Origin of the sequence: Bacillus sp. FSL K6-1218, assembly GCF_038006445.1 — a bacterium.
Taxonomy (GTDB): Bacteria; Bacillota; Bacilli; order Bacillales; family Bacillaceae_G; genus Bacillus_A; species Bacillus_A thuringiensis_S.
This window is the reverse complement of sequence record NZ_JBBOVE010000001.1, coordinates 4,142,463-4,157,794: the sequence shown is the minus strand read 5'-3', so window position 1 is coordinate 4,157,794 and position 15,332 is coordinate 4,142,463. Positions and strand designations below refer to the sequence as shown.

Below are 15,332 nucleotides of genomic sequence, written 5' to 3'. Positions count from 1 at the left end.
TTAAAGAAGTACTGTTTGACAATGAGAATTCTTATGGATAACAGTTTCACTTTATAGCGTTTTGAACATACTACAAGAAGTAGAACTGAACTTATAGGAGGTCGCAGTTATGAATAAATATAAACGTATATTCCTAGTCGTAATGGACTCTGTGGGAATCGGTGAAGCACCAGATGCTGAGCAATTTGGTGATTTAGGATCTGACACAATTGGTCACATTGCTGAACATATGAATGGTTTACAAATGCCTAACATGGTGAAATTGGGTCTTGGTAACATTCGTGAAATGAAAGGTATCTCTAAAGTAGAGAAACCACTTGGATATTACACAAAAATGCAAGAGAAATCTACTGGTAAAGATACAATGACAGGTCACTGGGAAATCATGGGCCTTTACATTGATACACCATTCCAAGTGTTCCCGGAAGGATTCCCGAAAGAATTACTTGATGAATTAGAAGAAAAAACAGGCCGTAAAATTATCGGTAATAAGCCAGCTTCTGGAACTGAAATTCTTGATGAACTTGGTCAAGAGCAAATGGAAACCGGCTCTTTAATCGTTTATACTTCTGCTGATAGCGTATTGCAAATTGCAGCACACGAAGAAGTAGTGCCACTTGATGAGTTATATAAAATCTGTAAAATTGCACGTGAATTAACATTAGATGAGAAATACATGGTAGGTCGTGTTATTGCTCGTCCATTCGTTGGTGAACCTGGAAACTTTACACGTACACCAAACCGTCATGACTATGCATTAAAACCATTCGGCCGTACAGTAATGAATGAATTAAAAGATAGTGACTACGATGTAATTGCTATCGGTAAAATCTCTGACATCTATGATGGTGAAGGGGTAACGGAATCACTTCGTACGAAGTCTAACATGGATGGAATGGATAAGCTTGTAGATACATTAAATATGGACTTTACAGGTCTTAGCTTCTTAAACTTAGTTGACTTTGATGCATTATTCGGCCACCGCCGTGATCCACAAGGATACGGAGAGGCTCTGCAAGAATATGATGCACGTCTTCCAGAAGTATTCGCAAAACTACAAGAAGATGATCTATTATTAATTACAGCAGACCACGGTAATGATCCAATTCACCCTGGTACTGACCATACACGTGAATATGTACCATTATTAGCATATAGCCCAAGTATGAAAGAAGGCGGACAAGAGTTACCACTTCGTCAAACATTTGCTGATATTGGTGCAACAGTAGCAGAAAACTTCGGTGTGAAAATGCCAGAATACGGAACAAGCTTCTTAAACGAGCTAAAGAAATAGGGGGATAAACAAATGAATCGTGAACTTATTACAAAATCAGCTTCATACTTAAAAGAGAAATTTCAAGAGACACCACAAGTAGGACTAATCCTTGGATCAGGACTTGGTGTATTAGCAGACGAAATTGAGAACGCAGTAACAGTACCTTACAGTGAAATCCCTGAGTTCCCAGTATCAACTGTAGAAGGCCATGCAGGTCAACTAGTATTTGGTACACTTCAAGGTGTAACAGTAGTAGCAATGCAAGGACGTTTCCACTTCTATGAAGGATACGACATGCAAAAAGTAACATTCCCAGTTCGTGTTATGAAAGAACTAGGTGTAGAAACGGTTGTTGTAACAAACGCAGCTGGTGGTGTAAATACATCATTCGAGCCAGGCGATCTTATGTTAATTTCAGACCACATTAACTTCATGGGTACGAATCCATTAATCGGACCAAATGATTCTGAAATGGGCGTACGTTTCCCTGATATGTCTACATCATATACAGTAGAACTTCGTGAAATGGCGAAACAAGTTGCAGCAGACTTAAATATTAAAGTACAAGAAGGTGTATACGTTGGAATGACAGGTCCTGTATATGAAACACCTGCTGAAATTCGTATGCTTCGTACACTTGGCGGAGATGCAGTTGGTATGTCAACAGTACCTGAAGTAATTGTAGCACGTCATGCTGGAATGAAAGTATTAGGTATTTCTTGTATTTCAAATATGGCAGCTGGTATTTTAGATCAGCCACTTCATCACGATGAAGTAATTGAAACGACAGAACGTGTTAAAGCTAACTTCTTAGCATTAGTAAAAGCAATCGTAAAACAAATGAAGGGGTGACTTCACAATGAGAATGGTGGACCTAATTGCAAAAAAACGTGACGGACATGCATTAACGACAGAAGAAATTAACTTTATTGTTGAAGGATATACAAATGGTGATATTCCTGATTATCAAGTAAGTTCACTTGCAATGGCAATTTTCTTCCAAGATATGAACGATCAAGAGCGTGCGGATTTAACGATGGCAATGGTAAATAGCGGCGATACAATTGACTTATCAGCTATTGAAGGTGTAAAAGTAGATAAGCATTCGACAGGTGGTGTTGGTGATACGACGACACTTGTATTAGGTCCATTAGTAGCTGCTTTAGATGTACCAGTAGCGAAAATGTCTGGACGCGGTTTAGGACATACTGGTGGTACAATTGATAAATTAGAAGCAGTTCCAGGATTCCATGTGGAAATTGAAAACGATGAATTCATGCGTCTTGTAAATGAAAACAAAATCGCTGTTATCGGCCAAAGTGGTAACTTAACACCTGCTGATAAAAAGTTATATGCACTTCGTGATGTAACAGCAACAGTAAACTCAATTCCGCTTATTGCAAGTTCGATTATGAGTAAAAAAATTGCTGCTGGTGCAGATGCAATTGTTCTTGATGTAAAAACTGGAGCAGGTGCATTTATGAAAACGGATGAAGATGCAAAACGTTTAGCAGAAGCAATGGTACGCATCGGTAATAACGTTGGTCGTAATACGATGGCAGTTATTTCTGATATGAGTCAACCACTCGGTGAAGCTATCGGTAACGCATTAGAAGTACAAGAAGCAATTGATACATTACAAGGTAAAGGGCCGAAAGATTTAGAAGAGCTATGTTTAACACTTGGAAGTCAAATGGTGTACCTTGCTGGACAAGCTTCATCTTTAGAAGATGCACGTGAAAAGCTAATTGAAGTAATGAACAACGGAAAAGCGCTAGAATCATTTAAAACGTTCTTATCAGCGCAAGGCGGCGACGCATCTGTTGTTGATGACCCTTCTAAATTGCCACAAGCACAATTTAAAATTGAAGTGGAAGCGAAAGAAGACGGATATGTATCAGAGATCGTTGCAGACGAAATCGGAACAGCAGCAATGCTTTTAGGAGCAGGACGTGCAACGAAAGAGTCAGAAATTGATTTAGCAGTTGGCTTAATGCTGCGCAAAAAAGTAGGCGATAGCGTGAAGCAAGGTGAATCCCTTGTTACAATTTACGCAAACCGCGAAAATGTTGAAGATGTAAAAGCGAAAATTTATGAGAACATGAAGATCTCTAAAGAACACGTAGATGCACCAACTTTAGTACACGGTATCGTAACGAAGTAATAAAAAAAAGCTGAGGAGATTTCTCCTTGGCTTTTTTTACTATTTTTTGTTTATAATAATAATGGGTGAAATTATGATTAGAATTTGTGCAGTAACAAAAACAGATGAAGTATTATATGATGTTTCTCTAGAAGAAACAAAGAAAGACCATATTGTATGGTATTGGCTAGATTTATATAAGCCAACGAAAGAAGAGTATACATATATTCTGCAAGACCATTTTAAGTTCCATCCCCTTGCAATTGAAGACTGTCTAGAATATGTACAGAGGCCAAAAGTTGATTTTTATGATGGATATAACTTTTTAGTTCTTCACGCGTTTGGAGAAGATGGGCTAGAACCACATGAAATTGATTTGTTTGTTAGTGATCGCTATATTGTTTCTTTCCATTTTTCTCATAATAATGCAATTGAAAGAGTATGGAAAACACTTGGTGAGAAGAGGCGGATTAAGAAAGGACCTTTACATGTAGCACATACAATCACTGATCAAATTGTAGATGATTATTTCGCACCTGTATATTACATTGAAGATCATTTAAATGCGATTGATGATAATTTAACAGGTGAGACAGCAGGAGCCGTGCTAGAAGAAGTATTTGATATTAGGGCAGATTTATCTAAGTTAAGACGTACAATTATTCCAATGCGTGATTTATTGTATCGTATTTTGAATTCCACTCGTTTTTACGGTATAAGTGATCATGAGATTTATTTTAAAGATATACATGATCATTTACTTAAACTTACGGAAATGATTGAGGCAAGTCGAGAGTTAACGGCGGATATTCGGGATAGTTATTTTTCATTAAACTCACATCATATGAATAACATTATGAAAACATTAACTGTATTCTCGACTATTTTCATGCCATTAACATTTATTGCGGGAGTATATGGAATGAACTTTACGCATATGCCAGAGCTTGGTGGACAATATAGTTATTTTATTTGTCTTCTTCTAATGGCTTTAATTGGCGGCGGAATGATGGCATGGTTTTATAAAAAAGGATGGTTTAAGTAAAAAACCACCGAGGATTTCCTCGGTGGTTTTTCTTAACCAATAGCATGTAATACAAACATAGCTAAGAATAAGCATGTAATGATATACATAGATGGTGCGACTTCTTTACGCTTTCCAAGAGAAACTTTTAAGATAGGGTAAGCAATAAATCCGAACGCAATGCCATCAGCGATACTATATGTGAGCGGGATCATAACGATAATTAAGAATGCTGGAAATCCTTCTGAAAAGTCGTTCAGAGGAATTTGTTGAATGCTTGTAATCATCAGACCGCCAATAATAATTAAGATTGGTGCAATGGCACTATCAGGAATTAATTTGACAAACGGAAGAGCAAACAGTGATGCAAAGAATAGCAACCCAGTAACGATAGACGTCAGACCTGTCTTACCACCTGCAGTAATACCTGCGGCACTTTCTACTGTTGAAACGGTAGGGCTTGTGCCAAATAGACCACATGTCATTGCTGAAATTGCATTGGCTTGGTAAGCACGTGGGAATTTACGATCATCTTCTAATAAACCGTGCAGAAGTCCCATGTTCTCAAAAATAAGCACCATGCTTAAAGAGAATGTTGCAATCCAAAATGGTAAGGAAGAAAGTTTCCCAAATGACATAGCTCCAAACACATCACCATAATTAGCGAATGAGAATGAACTATTTCCCACTTGACTCGTATCCACAAGACCAAATAACCATGAGATACCAGTTCCTATTGCAATCGTCCATAAAAAGTTTCCACGTACGTTACGAATAAATAATACAAGTGCAATGATAAGAGTAAGTAATGTCGCAAGAACGACAGGATTACTTAATTTCCCCATTGCCACAGCAGTATTTGGGTTCGAAACGACTAAACCACCTTTTTGCAATCCGATAAACGCTAAAAATAATCCAATGCCGACAGTAATCGCTTCCTTTAATGACTTTGGAATTGATACTGATAGCACGCGAGCGATTGGTGTAAAAGCGGCAATTGCAAAAATAATACCAGAGATAAAGACAGCAGCTAATGCTTCTTGCCAAGTTAGTCCAAGCGTATGCACAGCTGTGTACGTGAAGAATGCATTTACACCCATACCAGGGACAAGAATAGCAGGTGCATTTGCCCAAAATGCCATGAGTAGACATCCGACAAATGAACTAAAAACAGTTGCTAAAATTCCAGCTTCAAGAGGAATGCCAGCATCTGATAAGATGGATGCATTTACAATCATAATATATACGATTGTGAAAAATGACGTAACTCCAGCTAAAACTTCTTGTTTTGGTGATGTTTCGTGTAAACCTAATTTAAATGTTCTTTCAAGTATTCCTTTCATGTTAAACCTTCTTTTTCATATCCCTCTCCCACCCGTGATATCTCTTTTGTAAGAGCTCACCGTCCTTTATTATATCAGAACATCATGTTTTTACAACAAGTAAAATGATAACGTTTACTTGTAAAGAGAATTCGTTATAAATACGTAAAAATAGCCCGTATGGATGAAATGATTTCTAATTCACCAGATTGAATGGGCGGGGCTGCTTGTGCATGTAAAGTAGCATAAGACGTAACCTCCCGTGGTAATTGGGCAGATTCTTCAACGAATGAGAGGGGAACAGGATTAATATTTAGATTATATGTACTCGCAATAGCACGAGCTTTTTCTACTGCCTGGTGCAGAGCTTGAATGAGAGCTTGCTCATAATATTTATTTGGATGAGATACTCGGAAACGTAAACCTTTTGCTACATTTGCGCCATTTGATACGGCTATATCATATACTTCCCCAGCTTTTTGTACATTTAAAACGGTAATTTCATACAAATGCTCCACACGGTATCCTTGTAGCAATGCTTTATCATTTACATATTCGTATTGAGGAGTGATCGTATAAGAAATCGTTTCTATATCTTTATCGGCAATACCAAGCTGTTTAAGTGCATCCAGCAATTGTTTTGATTGTACTGCATTTTCTTCCTGCGCTTGTTTTACATTTTTACTATCAGTTCGAATGCCAAGCGTTAATATAACAACGTTTGGTTTTGCTTTGACAACGCCTTCGCCTTGTACAGTAATAGTAGCTTCTTTACCAGTATTAGCTGTGCGTACGTTGTGTAAATAAGGATTTATTCCACCCTGCATTTTCCATCACCATCCTTTTTATATGTATATGTGTGAACAAAAAAGAAATTTATATGAAAAAAGTTACATAAATGAGAATGTTGAGGAAAGAAATCATATACAATATAGGTATTTATAGATTATAATATGTGTAAATATGATAAAAAAGGGACGAGGCTATTGAACGAAAAAAGAGAAACGCTGATTTTAGATTTATCTGCATCATTTCGAAAAATGATACGTTTATTACAAAATGATATTAATACACGTTTTGCAGAACATATGCCATATAATGAATTTTCTGTATTACGTGCGTTATTTTTAAACAGTCCACAGATGGCTTCGCAAATTGCGAGTGAAGTAAACGTAACCTCCAGTCATATTACAGCTGTTACAGATCGACTTGTACGAAAAGGATTAGTAGAAAGAAAACGTTCTAATTCAGATCGTCGTATCGTGTACTTAGAAATTACAGAGCACGGAAGAGAAGTAACTGAAAAACTTGAAGCTGTGCGTAAAGAATATTATAAAGAGAGATTTAAAGGTTGGAGCGACCAAGAAATAGAAATGGTCTTAGAACTATTTGGCCGCGTATTATAATAAATGAGGATAGGAAGCGAAAGCATTCCTATCCTTTTTCTTTTGAATAAAAATATTTTGAAACTCCGATACTTTAATTAAAAGATCGGAGGAAAGATTATGAAATATATTGCTGCACTTACCATTTTATTTGGTAGTTTTTTCTATTTTCAAACATTCACGTATGCAGATACGCCTATCCAAGTGGTGCGAAAAGAAGTGAAGTACATTGAAACTGATAATACAGTTTTATATTCGAAATTATGGGTTCGTTCTATGCAAAACGCAGTATTATTCCACCATAGCGATAATATTCGTAATCGGGACACATTACGTAATGTAATAAGTTCATCGCTTGTTAAAGCGAAGCAACTATCTTTTCAGAAAGCAGCACTTTATATACCGAGACTATCGCAATACGTATCAAAAATAGGGAAAGAAAACATTCAAGTGTACTACATTGCGATTCACTATAATGTGAAAAAAGAAAATGCATATCAATTAGATGGTATGAACTATTTTCTACAAGTATTTGTAAAAGAGCGTGGGGAATGGAAAATTGCCGAAAGTGTAGTTGCACCGACAGAGCAAATTGTGCAAAATGGTGATGGATTTGGGATGAAAGAAGAGATGGTGTATGGGGATAGGAGAGAGAATGTGAAATAACCTCCTTATTTAGATAGGGATATATATAATAAAAAGCATTGCTCTTGTGCAATGCCTTTTTATTTAGTTCATATAAGAGTTAAATAATTCATAACATCTTTCTTTTGTCATTGTATGACTTTTTTCGTCAGCTTCTATTAATGCCATTGTTCCGTGTTTATAGTTTCACATCTATAATGCTTTTTGAAACATGTATTCATCACCTTAATGTATGTTTATTTCCCTCTAAAAGCAAACTTCAATTTTAATAGACGTGTAAAAATGAAGTAACTTATGATAGCGAATAGGAAAAATCCAACATAATAAGGCAGAAGTGCATCTCGTCCGCCTAATATTCTACCGCCAAGCAGTCCGAAGCATAGAACAGTGCAAATCATGAACCATTTTTGCAAGTTGGGAAACAATAGTATTTTTCCGTTTTGTTCGTTCGGTGTACGTGTGTATAGAAAGGTTGCCATTGATAAAAAGATAATGATGTAAGCAAATGGTGTTAATAGTGTCCAAGGAGAAGGTACAGAAGTACGTTCCATTGGATTGTCCTGTGGTACACTAGAAAGTTTATTGCCATAGTCATCAAATGTTTCTATCGGGTGGTAATCATAAGTAATAGAAAAAGATTCTAATGGTGAAATGATATCTATATGTTGTAAGTACTCATGAGTACGTTGCTCTATTTCTCCTATTGCATCTAAAGACCATTGTGTATGGGAATAAATGAATCCGGAAATTAACAATCCAAAACCGTATGGTAAAAATAATAGAATGATAGTTAAACTACTTTGAGAGAATATATGTCCAGTAATGGTTCCGATAAATAAGGTGAATGTATAAATAGCGATAAGTACAACCGTAGCATATAGAAAGTAACTATAGAACGGAGTAAAGAGTTGATGCTCATTGTGAAACGACATGTTCTTTATTCCGTACATGCTAATCCAGCAAACAATTTGCACTGTAATAATATTCAAAACACCAAGCCACCATTTTGTTAAAAAAATATCTTTTCGTTTAAAAGGCATCGAGAATAGAAAATCAGTTGATTGATTGTTACGTTCCCATCCGATTAAAAGACAAGCAAGTGCAATAAGAGTAACTCCTTGAAAGAGGACGGCACCATCAGATGCGTGAAAATAGTAGGAGTAGTAATATGCATAGTCATCAAACTTCATTTTTGATTGTTTTAGTTGCATTTGCGCTTCTTGATAATATTTATAAGGTAGTTGATATAAACTAATTAACCAAAATAATAGAATTATATATTTTCCTTGCTTCCATTGCCTTATCCATAAAGCTTTATGAAACATGCGAATCCTCCTCAAACGTTGTGATAAAAATATCTTCGAGCGACATGGCTAATTCCTCAATGAGCAGTGGCTGTTCTTTATGAAACTTTTCCAATGTAGCTGCCACATTTCCCTCAATTAAGATTGTATATACTTTTCCTGTTTGATTTAATATTTTAATATTGCTTAAGTTTTCTAGTTTTTGAGGCAATGAACGTTCGTAAGCAACTTGTATTTTAGCAAATTGTGATTTTGCATCGTCTAGTGACGTAATAGATGCTACAGTATGTCCTTTTAACATAATGATTGTATCTGCAATTTGTTCCACTTCATCTAAATGATGAGTTGAGATGAAAATGGTAATCTCTTTTTCTGCAACTTCTCCAACGAGAAACTGTAAAATTTGCCTTTTCACGATAGGATCAAGTCCATTTGTCGGTTCATCTAAAATGATATATTCTGCTTTTGTAGAAACAGCTAAAATGATGGCGAGCAGTGCTTTCATTCCTTTTGAATAGCTACGAATTCGTTTGTTTGGTAAGTTAAAACGTTCTAACAATTCATAGAAATGTGTTTCATCAAATGCGGCATAAACTTCTTTATAAAAATTTACAATTTCTTTTATCGTATAGCCGTTCAGTATATTGGTAGAATCAGGAACATATACGATTTTTTGCTTTATTTCAGGACACTGATGAATGTTTGTATCTTCATATGTAACGGTCCCTGCATCAGGGTCTAAAATACCGACCATCGTTCGCAATAAAGTTGTTTTCCCCGCACCGTTTCTTCCGAGTAATCCGATGATACTCCCTCTTTGCAATGTGAAAGAAACATCGTCTAAAATCGTTTGATTATCAATTGTTTTCTTCAAGCTTGTCACTTTCAGCATCTGTATTTCCTCCAATCTCTTTATAGTATGAATCTATCCAATCATGAATTTTATCTTTCGTAACACCAAGATAAGAGGCTTCTAATAGTAATTGATGAAATTGCTTTTCAACCATAGCGATTTTCCTTTCGTCTAATGTTGGGGTAATCGATTGGGATACAAATGTTCCTTTCCCTCGTAATGTTTCAATAATCCCTTGTCGCTCTAACTCTTGATACGCTTTACTCACTGTATTTGGATTTATAACGAGTAAAGAAGCGAGTTCGCGTACAGAAGGAAGTTTGTCACTTGGAGCTAACATGTTCTTCAATACGAGTTCTTTTATATTTTGAACAATTTGTTCCCATATCGGAGTGTTGCTTCTTGGATCAAGTTGAATATGCAAGAGCAATGTCTCCTTCCTTATATGTATTAAGTGTACTACTATGTGTAATACACTTAATACAATATAGGGGACGAATGTATTTGTCAACTGAAAATGTTAGAAAAATTTGGTATTAAAAAAAGATAAATTGGAAAAAATAGGTCTGATATAGAATGGAGGGTTAGTCATGAAGCGAGTTTTTGGAATACTTGTTTGTTTCATGTTATTGCTTTCTGGAACTTCAGTGAGTTTTGCACAATCTGAGAAAACGAAGCAGGAGAAAACAGAAGAAACAACGCCGAAGTTAGCGGAACAAGCGTCGTCAGCAATCGTAATTGAGCAAGATACAGGTAAAGTTTTATTTGATAAAAATCCAAATGAAAAATTACCACCTGCTAGTATGACAAAGATTATGACAATGCTTTTAATTATGGAACAAGTTGAAAAAGGAAAACTAAAACTGACCGATAAAGTTAGAGCGAGCGAACATGCAGCTTCAATGGGTGGATCGCAAATCTTTTTAGAACCTGGGGAAGAGATGACTGTAAATGAGATGTTAAAGGGTATTGCAATTGCATCTGGAAATGACGCATCTGTTGCAGTAGCCGAGCATATCGCAGGTTCAGAAGAAGGATTTGTAAATATGATGAACAAAAAGGCGAAAGATCTAGGGCTGAAAAATACACATTTTCAAAACCCAACAGGTCTTCCGGCCAAAGACCATTATTCGACAGCAAATGATATGGCTATAATGGCAAGAGAATTGATGAAGTATCCACTTATTCGTAAATACACAGGTAAGTACGAAGATTATTTACGTGAAGATACGGATAAAAAGTTTTGGCTCGTTAATACGAATAAGCTAGTACGTTTTTATCCTGGCGTAGATGGAGTAAAAACAGGTTTTACGACAGAAGCGAAATATTGTTTAACAGCATCGGCTGAAAAAAATGGCATGCGTATCATTTCAGTTGTCATGGGAGCACCAACATCAAAAGAACGGAACAACCAAGTGACGAAGCTTCTTGACTACGCATTTGGTCAATATATGACAAAGAAATTGTATACGCGCGGCGAAAAAATTAAGACAGTTCAAGTAGGGAAAGGGAAAAAAGAAAAAGTAGATTTAGTTGCATCAGATAATGTTTCTCTTCTTATGAAGAAGGGCGAGAATATGGACAAGGTAAAACAAGAAGTAATTGCTGAAAAGAAAGTAAAAGCACCGATTAAAAAAGGTGACGCGCTTGGTACACTTGTTATTAAAAAAGATAAGGATGTTTTATTAAAACAAACAATTGTAGCAAAAGAAGATGTTGCTGCAGCGAGCTGGTGGGAGTTATTTAAAAGAAGTTTTGGGATGTTTTCAACATCAAAATAGCGGCAAATATTTTGCCGCTTTTCTATTCGTATGTAGGTGAATAATGCTGAAAGGTTTCACTTTATGACGAAATAGTTCTTCTTTTGTCAGCAGGGAGGATTCTTATTTTGTATCACGAAAATCTTTATGTATGCGAATGAGTAAAGTTTGAGCATAAGGAGGAAATCGTGTGAGTCTTTCCATGCAATTAGAAGTAAAACGTGACGTCCTATGTGTGAGACTAGCGGGTGAATTAGATCATCATACGGCTGAAGAGTTGCGAACGAAAGTAACAGATATGATTGAGACACATGGTGTTCATCATATTGTTTTGAGCCTAGAGAACTTATCGTTTATGGATAGTTCTGGTCTAGGTGTTATATTAGGCCGATATAAACACGTAAAGGGATTAGGTGGAGAAATGGTTGTTTGTGCAATTTCACCGCCTGTTAAGCGTTTATTTGAAATGTCGGGCTTATTCAAAATTGTTCGCTTAGAAGAAAGTGAAGCGCACGCGCTCGCGACGTTGGGGGTGGCATAGGTGAGAAATGAAATGAACCTTCAATTTTCAGCATTAAGTCAAAATGAATCGTTCGCTCGCGTTACAGTGGCGGCTTTCATTGCACAACTAGATCCAACGATGGAAGAATTAACGGAGATTAAAACAGTTGTGTCAGAAGCGGTTACAAATGCAATTATTCATGGGTATGAAGGAAATGCAGAAGGTATTGTTTATATTTCTGTAATTTTGGAAGAAGCAATGGTGAAACTCACGATTCGAGATGAAGGGATTGGAATTTTTAACTTAGATGAAGCGAGACAACCCCTTTTTACAACTAAACCTGAATTAGAGCGTTCCGGAATGGGATTTACTATCATGGAAAATTTTATGGATGAAGTAGAAGTTATTTCAAACGAATCTTTCGGGACAACAATCCATTTGACAAAATACTTATCAAATAGTAACGCTCTATGCAATTAAGGAGAATAGCCTATGGACATAGAGGTCAAAAATGAGAAGAAGAAACCTCAGTTAAAGGACCACGAGCTAAAAGCGTTAATTCAAAAAAGTCAAGATGGAGATCAACAAGCGAGAGATACAATCGTTCAAAGTAATATGCGCCTCGTTTGGTCGGTTGTACAGCGGTTTCTTAATCGAGGATACGAACCAGACGATCTATTTCAAATTGGATGTATTGGGCTCTTGAAATCGGTAGATAAATTTGATTTATCTTTCGACGTGAAATTTTCAACATATGCAGTTCCAATGATTATTGGTGAAATACAACGTTTCTTACGTGATGATGGATCAGTGAAAGTTAGTAGGTCTTTAAAAGAAACAGGAAACAAAATTCGAAAGATGAGAGATGAGCTTTCGAAAGAATTCGGAAGGGCTCCAACGATTAATGAAGTGGCAGAGGCACTAGAACTAACGCCAGAGGAAGTTGTTCTAGCACAAGAAGCGAGCCGGGCCCCTTCGTCTATACATGAAACTGTATATGAAAACGATGGAGATCCAATCACTATTTTAGATCAAATTGCAGATCAATCTGAAACGAAATGGTTCGATAAAATTGCTTTAAAAGAAGCGATTAGAGAACTAGATGAACGAGAGCGCTTAATTGTATACTTGCGTTACTATAAAGATCAAACACAGTCAGAAGTAGCAGAGCGCATAGGCATTTCGCAAGTACAAGTTTCAAGACTTGAAAAGAAAATATTAAAACAGATGAAAGATCGAATAGACGAATAATTGTCTATTCGATTTTTTTATGCCGTTAATAGGAGAGAGATGTTAATTTTCGCAAAAATTAACAGAATTTATTGATAATTTAGTCAATTTAAAATATAATCCAAGTATGAACTTGTCATAAAGGGGGAAGGAAATATGGAAACGAGGCAACAATGGGGAACGAGAGCTGGATTTATTTTTGCAGCGGTCGGATCTGCCGTTGGATTAGGAAACATATGGCGTTTTCCTTATACAGCGTATGAAAATGGAGGCGGGGCATTCTTTTTACCGTACTTATTTGCATTATTAACGACGGGTATTTCATTGTTAGCATTTGAGTTTGCTCTTGGTCATCGTCATCGTGGCTCAGCACCACTTACATTTTTCCGTATTAGCCCGCGTGCCGAATTTATTGGATGGTGGCAAATGTGCGTAACATTTATCGTTTCAACATATTATGCAGTGATTATTGCTTGGTCTATATCGTATACATACTTTGCAATTACTGGAGCATGGGGAAAAGACACGCAATCATTTTTATTTAAAGAGTACTTACATGTTGCAGATAAGCCAGGGCAATTTGGAGGACTTGTACCGGAAGTATTAATTCCATTAGCTCTCGTTTGGATTATTGTGCTTGGCGTTGCATTTAAAGGAGTTAAAAAAGGAATAGAAGTTGTTAACCGTATATTTATTCCTTTATTAGTTGTTATGTTCCTTATTATCGTCGTTCGTGCAGTGACGATGGAAGGTGCTATGCAAGGACTAGATGCATTCTTTAAACCAGATTGGAGTCGTATTTTTGATGGGAAAGTATGGCTTGCTGCTTATGGTCAAATATTCTTTAGTTTATCTTTAGCATTTGGAATTATGATTACGTATTCTAGTTATTTACCGAAAAACTCGGATACAACAAATAATGCCTTTATTACTGGATTTGCAAACTCAGGATTTGAATTATTAGCGGGTATTGGGGTCTTTGCAGCTCTTGGATTTATGGCGAATAATATGGGAGTACCGGTTGATAAAGTAGCAAGTGCTGGCGTTGGGCTTGCGTTCGTAGTATTTCCGCAAATTATTAATGAATTGCCGATGTCACCGTTGTTTGGTGTATTATTTTTCTTATCGTTAACGGTTGCTGGAATCACATCACTTATTTCACTCGCGGAAGTATGTTTTGCCGCTGTATCTGAAAAATTCAGTTTAAGTCGGGAAAAAACCATTGGAATTATGGGAACCCTTCTCGTGTTAGTTTCTCTTGTATTTGCAACACGTGGTGGGCTTATGTTCTTAGATGTTGTCGACTATTTCGCTAATAATTTCGGATTAATTACAATTGCACTTGCGGAAGTAGTGACGATAGGGCTCATTTTACGTCGTTTACCAGTTTATCAAAATCATGCAAACTTTGTATCTGATATTAAATTAGGAACGTTTTGGAGAGTAAGTTTACTCGTTATTACTCCGCTTATGTTAGGGTATATGCTAATTGATGGTACAATCCAAAACATTAAAAAGAATTATGGAGATTATCCGACTGAGTTTGTTGTAACGTATGGTTGGTCGATAGCAGCAGCCTTCCTTATCGTTGCGCTAATTATTAGTCTAAAGAAATGGAATGCACAAATACATTCGGATTCTGCCAAGCTTGAAAAAGAATGGAAAGATCGAGGTGTTTCATAATGAGTGGATCAGCAATTATGATGATGGTTATTGGAATAGTAGTCATTTGGGGAGGGCTTGCATTAAGTATTGCAAACTTATTTAAGAAAAAGGCATAAGTAAAAAACATCTGTACCGAAATGGTGCGGATGTTTTTTTATGAAAAAATTGTATTAGAAAAAAATTCAATAACCATACTACAACTACGAGGAAGAGTGAAGGGGTG

17 protein-coding genes are annotated in these 15,332 nt (G+C 36.4%); 12 read left to right on the top strand and 5 right to left on the bottom strand.

Going from position 1 to position 15,332, the window contains the following annotated elements; translation table 11 throughout:
* The first annotated feature begins 109 nt into the window (after positions 1-109).
* The 4 genes from deoB to corA all read left to right on the top strand — a co-directional run bounded on the left by deoB (position 110) and on the right by corA (position 4,464).
* On the top strand, positions 110-1,294 hold the full coding sequence (gene deoB / locus MHI26_RS21085) for a phosphopentomutase (RefSeq protein WP_001046081.1): 1,185 nt from the start codon (positions 110-112) through the stop codon (positions 1,292-1,294).
* 12 nt (positions 1,295-1,306) lie between these two features.
* On the top strand, positions 1,307-2,128 hold the full coding sequence (locus tag MHI26_RS21080) for a purine-nucleoside phosphorylase (RefSeq protein ID WP_001078446.1): 822 nt from the start codon (positions 1,307-1,309) through the stop codon (positions 2,126-2,128).
* A gap of 7 nt (positions 2,129-2,135) precedes the next feature.
* Positions 2,136-3,440, top strand: a complete 1,305-nt coding sequence (locus MHI26_RS21075) for a pyrimidine-nucleoside phosphorylase (RefSeq protein ID WP_001243069.1) — start codon at positions 2,136-2,138, stop codon at positions 3,438-3,440.
* A gap of 61 nt (positions 3,441-3,501) precedes the next feature.
* Entirely contained in the window at positions 3,502-4,464 is a 963-nt protein-coding gene (gene corA / locus MHI26_RS21070; protein WP_002026281.1) for a magnesium/cobalt transporter CorA, read from the top strand.
* A 32-nt stretch (positions 4,465-4,496) separates the two neighbouring features.
* On the opposite strand, the gene MHI26_RS21065 is transcribed toward corA, so the two are convergent.
* Positions 4,497-5,786: an NCS2 family permease gene (locus MHI26_RS21065; protein ID WP_000676244.1), complete on the bottom strand. Its 1,290-nt coding sequence runs from the start codon at positions 5,784-5,786 to the stop codon at positions 4,497-4,499.
* Between the two features lie 134 nt (positions 5,787-5,920).
* Positions 5,921-6,592, bottom strand: coding sequence for an SIMPL domain-containing protein (locus tag MHI26_RS21060; protein WP_061666330.1), 672 nt, complete (start codon positions 6,590-6,592; stop codon positions 5,921-5,923).
* 159 nt (positions 6,593-6,751) lie between these two features.
* On the opposite strand from MHI26_RS21060, the gene MHI26_RS21055 reads away from it, so the two are divergent.
* A complete protein-coding gene (locus MHI26_RS21055) occupies positions 6,752-7,171 on the top strand; it encodes a MarR family winged helix-turn-helix transcriptional regulator (protein WP_001003307.1) in 420 nt (139 codons plus the stop codon).
* Between the two features lie 99 nt (positions 7,172-7,270).
* Positions 7,271-7,816: a hypothetical protein gene (locus MHI26_RS21050; protein WP_061666331.1), complete on the top strand. Its 546-nt coding sequence runs from the start codon at positions 7,271-7,273 to the stop codon at positions 7,814-7,816.
* A 215-nt stretch (positions 7,817-8,031) separates the two neighbouring features.
* On the opposite strand, the gene MHI26_RS21045 is transcribed toward MHI26_RS21050, so the two are convergent.
* From MHI26_RS21045 to MHI26_RS21035, 3 genes are read right to left on the bottom strand one after another with little or no spacing between them, the layout of a single operon-like run.
* Positions 8,032-9,120 (bottom strand): ABC transporter permease subunit, encoded by a 1,089-nt coding sequence (locus tag MHI26_RS21045; RefSeq protein ID WP_061666332.1) that lies wholly within the window; start codon positions 9,118-9,120, stop codon positions 8,032-8,034.
* On the bottom strand, positions 9,110-9,991 hold the full coding sequence (locus MHI26_RS21040; protein ID WP_061666333.1) for an ABC transporter ATP-binding protein: 882 nt from the start codon (positions 9,989-9,991) through the stop codon (positions 9,110-9,112). The genes MHI26_RS21045 and MHI26_RS21040 overlap by 11 nt, the downstream gene beginning before the upstream one ends.
* The gene (locus MHI26_RS21035) at positions 9,957-10,376 is read right to left on the bottom strand and encodes a GntR family transcriptional regulator (protein WP_000548040.1); all 420 of its coding nucleotides are present in this window, start codon (positions 10,374-10,376) and stop codon (positions 9,957-9,959) included. Before MHI26_RS21035 ends, MHI26_RS21040 begins: the two co-directional genes overlap by 35 nt.
* Positions 10,377-10,542: 166 nt before the next feature.
* On the opposite strand from MHI26_RS21035, the gene dacF reads away from it, so the two are divergent.
* From dacF to MHI26_RS21005, 6 genes are all read left to right on the top strand, one after another.
* Positions 10,543-11,733, top strand: a complete 1,191-nt coding sequence (dacF, locus tag MHI26_RS21030; RefSeq protein ID WP_000831995.1) for a serine-type D-Ala-D-Ala carboxypeptidase DacF — start codon at positions 10,543-10,545, stop codon at positions 11,731-11,733.
* Between the two features lie 169 nt (positions 11,734-11,902).
* On the top strand, positions 11,903-12,253 hold the full coding sequence (gene spoIIAA / locus MHI26_RS21025) for an anti-sigma F factor antagonist (protein ID WP_000059133.1): 351 nt from the start codon (positions 11,903-11,905) through the stop codon (positions 12,251-12,253).
* Entirely contained in the window at positions 12,254-12,694 is a 441-nt protein-coding gene (gene spoIIAB / locus MHI26_RS21020; RefSeq protein WP_001243398.1) for an anti-sigma F factor, read from the top strand.
* A gap of 12 nt (positions 12,695-12,706) precedes the next feature.
* The gene (gene sigF, locus MHI26_RS21015; protein ID WP_000350729.1) at positions 12,707-13,465 is read left to right on the top strand and encodes an RNA polymerase sporulation sigma factor SigF; all 759 of its coding nucleotides are present in this window, start codon (positions 12,707-12,709) and stop codon (positions 13,463-13,465) included.
* Between the two features lie 135 nt (positions 13,466-13,600).
* Positions 13,601-15,127, top strand: coding sequence for a sodium-dependent transporter (locus MHI26_RS21010; RefSeq protein WP_000450089.1), 1,527 nt, complete (start codon positions 13,601-13,603; stop codon positions 15,125-15,127).
* The gene (locus tag MHI26_RS21005) at positions 15,127-15,225 is read left to right on the top strand and encodes a methionine/alanine import family NSS transporter small subunit (RefSeq protein ID WP_000016826.1); all 99 of its coding nucleotides are present in this window, start codon (positions 15,127-15,129) and stop codon (positions 15,223-15,225) included. Before MHI26_RS21010 ends, MHI26_RS21005 begins: the two co-directional genes overlap by 1 nt.
* The last annotated feature ends 107 nt before the right edge of the window (positions 15,226-15,332 follow it).

What these genes read in the sequence shown, in the direction of transcription:
- deoB (WP_001046081.1), top strand. Translation starts at nt 110, where the DNA reads ATGAATAAATATAAACGTATATTCCTAGTCGTAATGGACTCTGTGGGA.
- MHI26_RS21080 (WP_001078446.1), top strand. Translation starts at nt 1,307, where the DNA reads ATGAATCGTGAACTTATTACAAAATCAGCTTCATACTTAAAAGAGAAA.
- MHI26_RS21075 (WP_001243069.1), top strand. Translation starts at nt 2,136, where the DNA reads ATGAGAATGGTGGACCTAATTGCAAAAAAACGTGACGGACATGCATTA.
- corA (WP_002026281.1), top strand. Translation starts at nt 3,502, where the DNA reads ATGGGTGAAATTATGATTAGAATTTGTGCAGTAACAAAAACAGATGAA.
- MHI26_RS21065 (WP_000676244.1), bottom strand. Translation starts at nt 5,786, where the DNA reads ATGAAAGGAATACTTGAAAGAACATTTAAATTAGGTTTACACGAAACA.
- MHI26_RS21060 (WP_061666330.1), bottom strand. Translation starts at nt 6,592, where the DNA reads ATGCAGGGTGGAATAAATCCTTATTTACACAACGTACGCACAGCTAAT.
- MHI26_RS21050 (WP_061666331.1), top strand. Translation starts at nt 7,271, where the DNA reads ATGAAATATATTGCTGCACTTACCATTTTATTTGGTAGTTTTTTCTAT.
- MHI26_RS21045 (WP_061666332.1), bottom strand. Translation starts at nt 9,120, where the DNA reads ATGTTTCATAAAGCTTTATGGATAAGGCAATGGAAGCAAGGAAAATAT.
- MHI26_RS21040 (WP_061666333.1), bottom strand. Translation starts at nt 9,991, where the DNA reads ATGCTGAAAGTGACAAGCTTGAAGAAAACAATTGATAATCAAACGATT.
- dacF (WP_000831995.1), top strand. Translation starts at nt 10,543, where the DNA reads ATGAAGCGAGTTTTTGGAATACTTGTTTGTTTCATGTTATTGCTTTCT.
- sigF (WP_000350729.1), top strand. Translation starts at nt 12,707, where the DNA reads ATGGACATAGAGGTCAAAAATGAGAAGAAGAAACCTCAGTTAAAGGAC.
- MHI26_RS21010 (WP_000450089.1), top strand. Translation starts at nt 13,601, where the DNA reads ATGGAAACGAGGCAACAATGGGGAACGAGAGCTGGATTTATTTTTGCA.
- MHI26_RS21005 (WP_000016826.1), top strand. Translation starts at nt 15,127, where the DNA reads ATGAGTGGATCAGCAATTATGATGATGGTTATTGGAATAGTAGTCATT.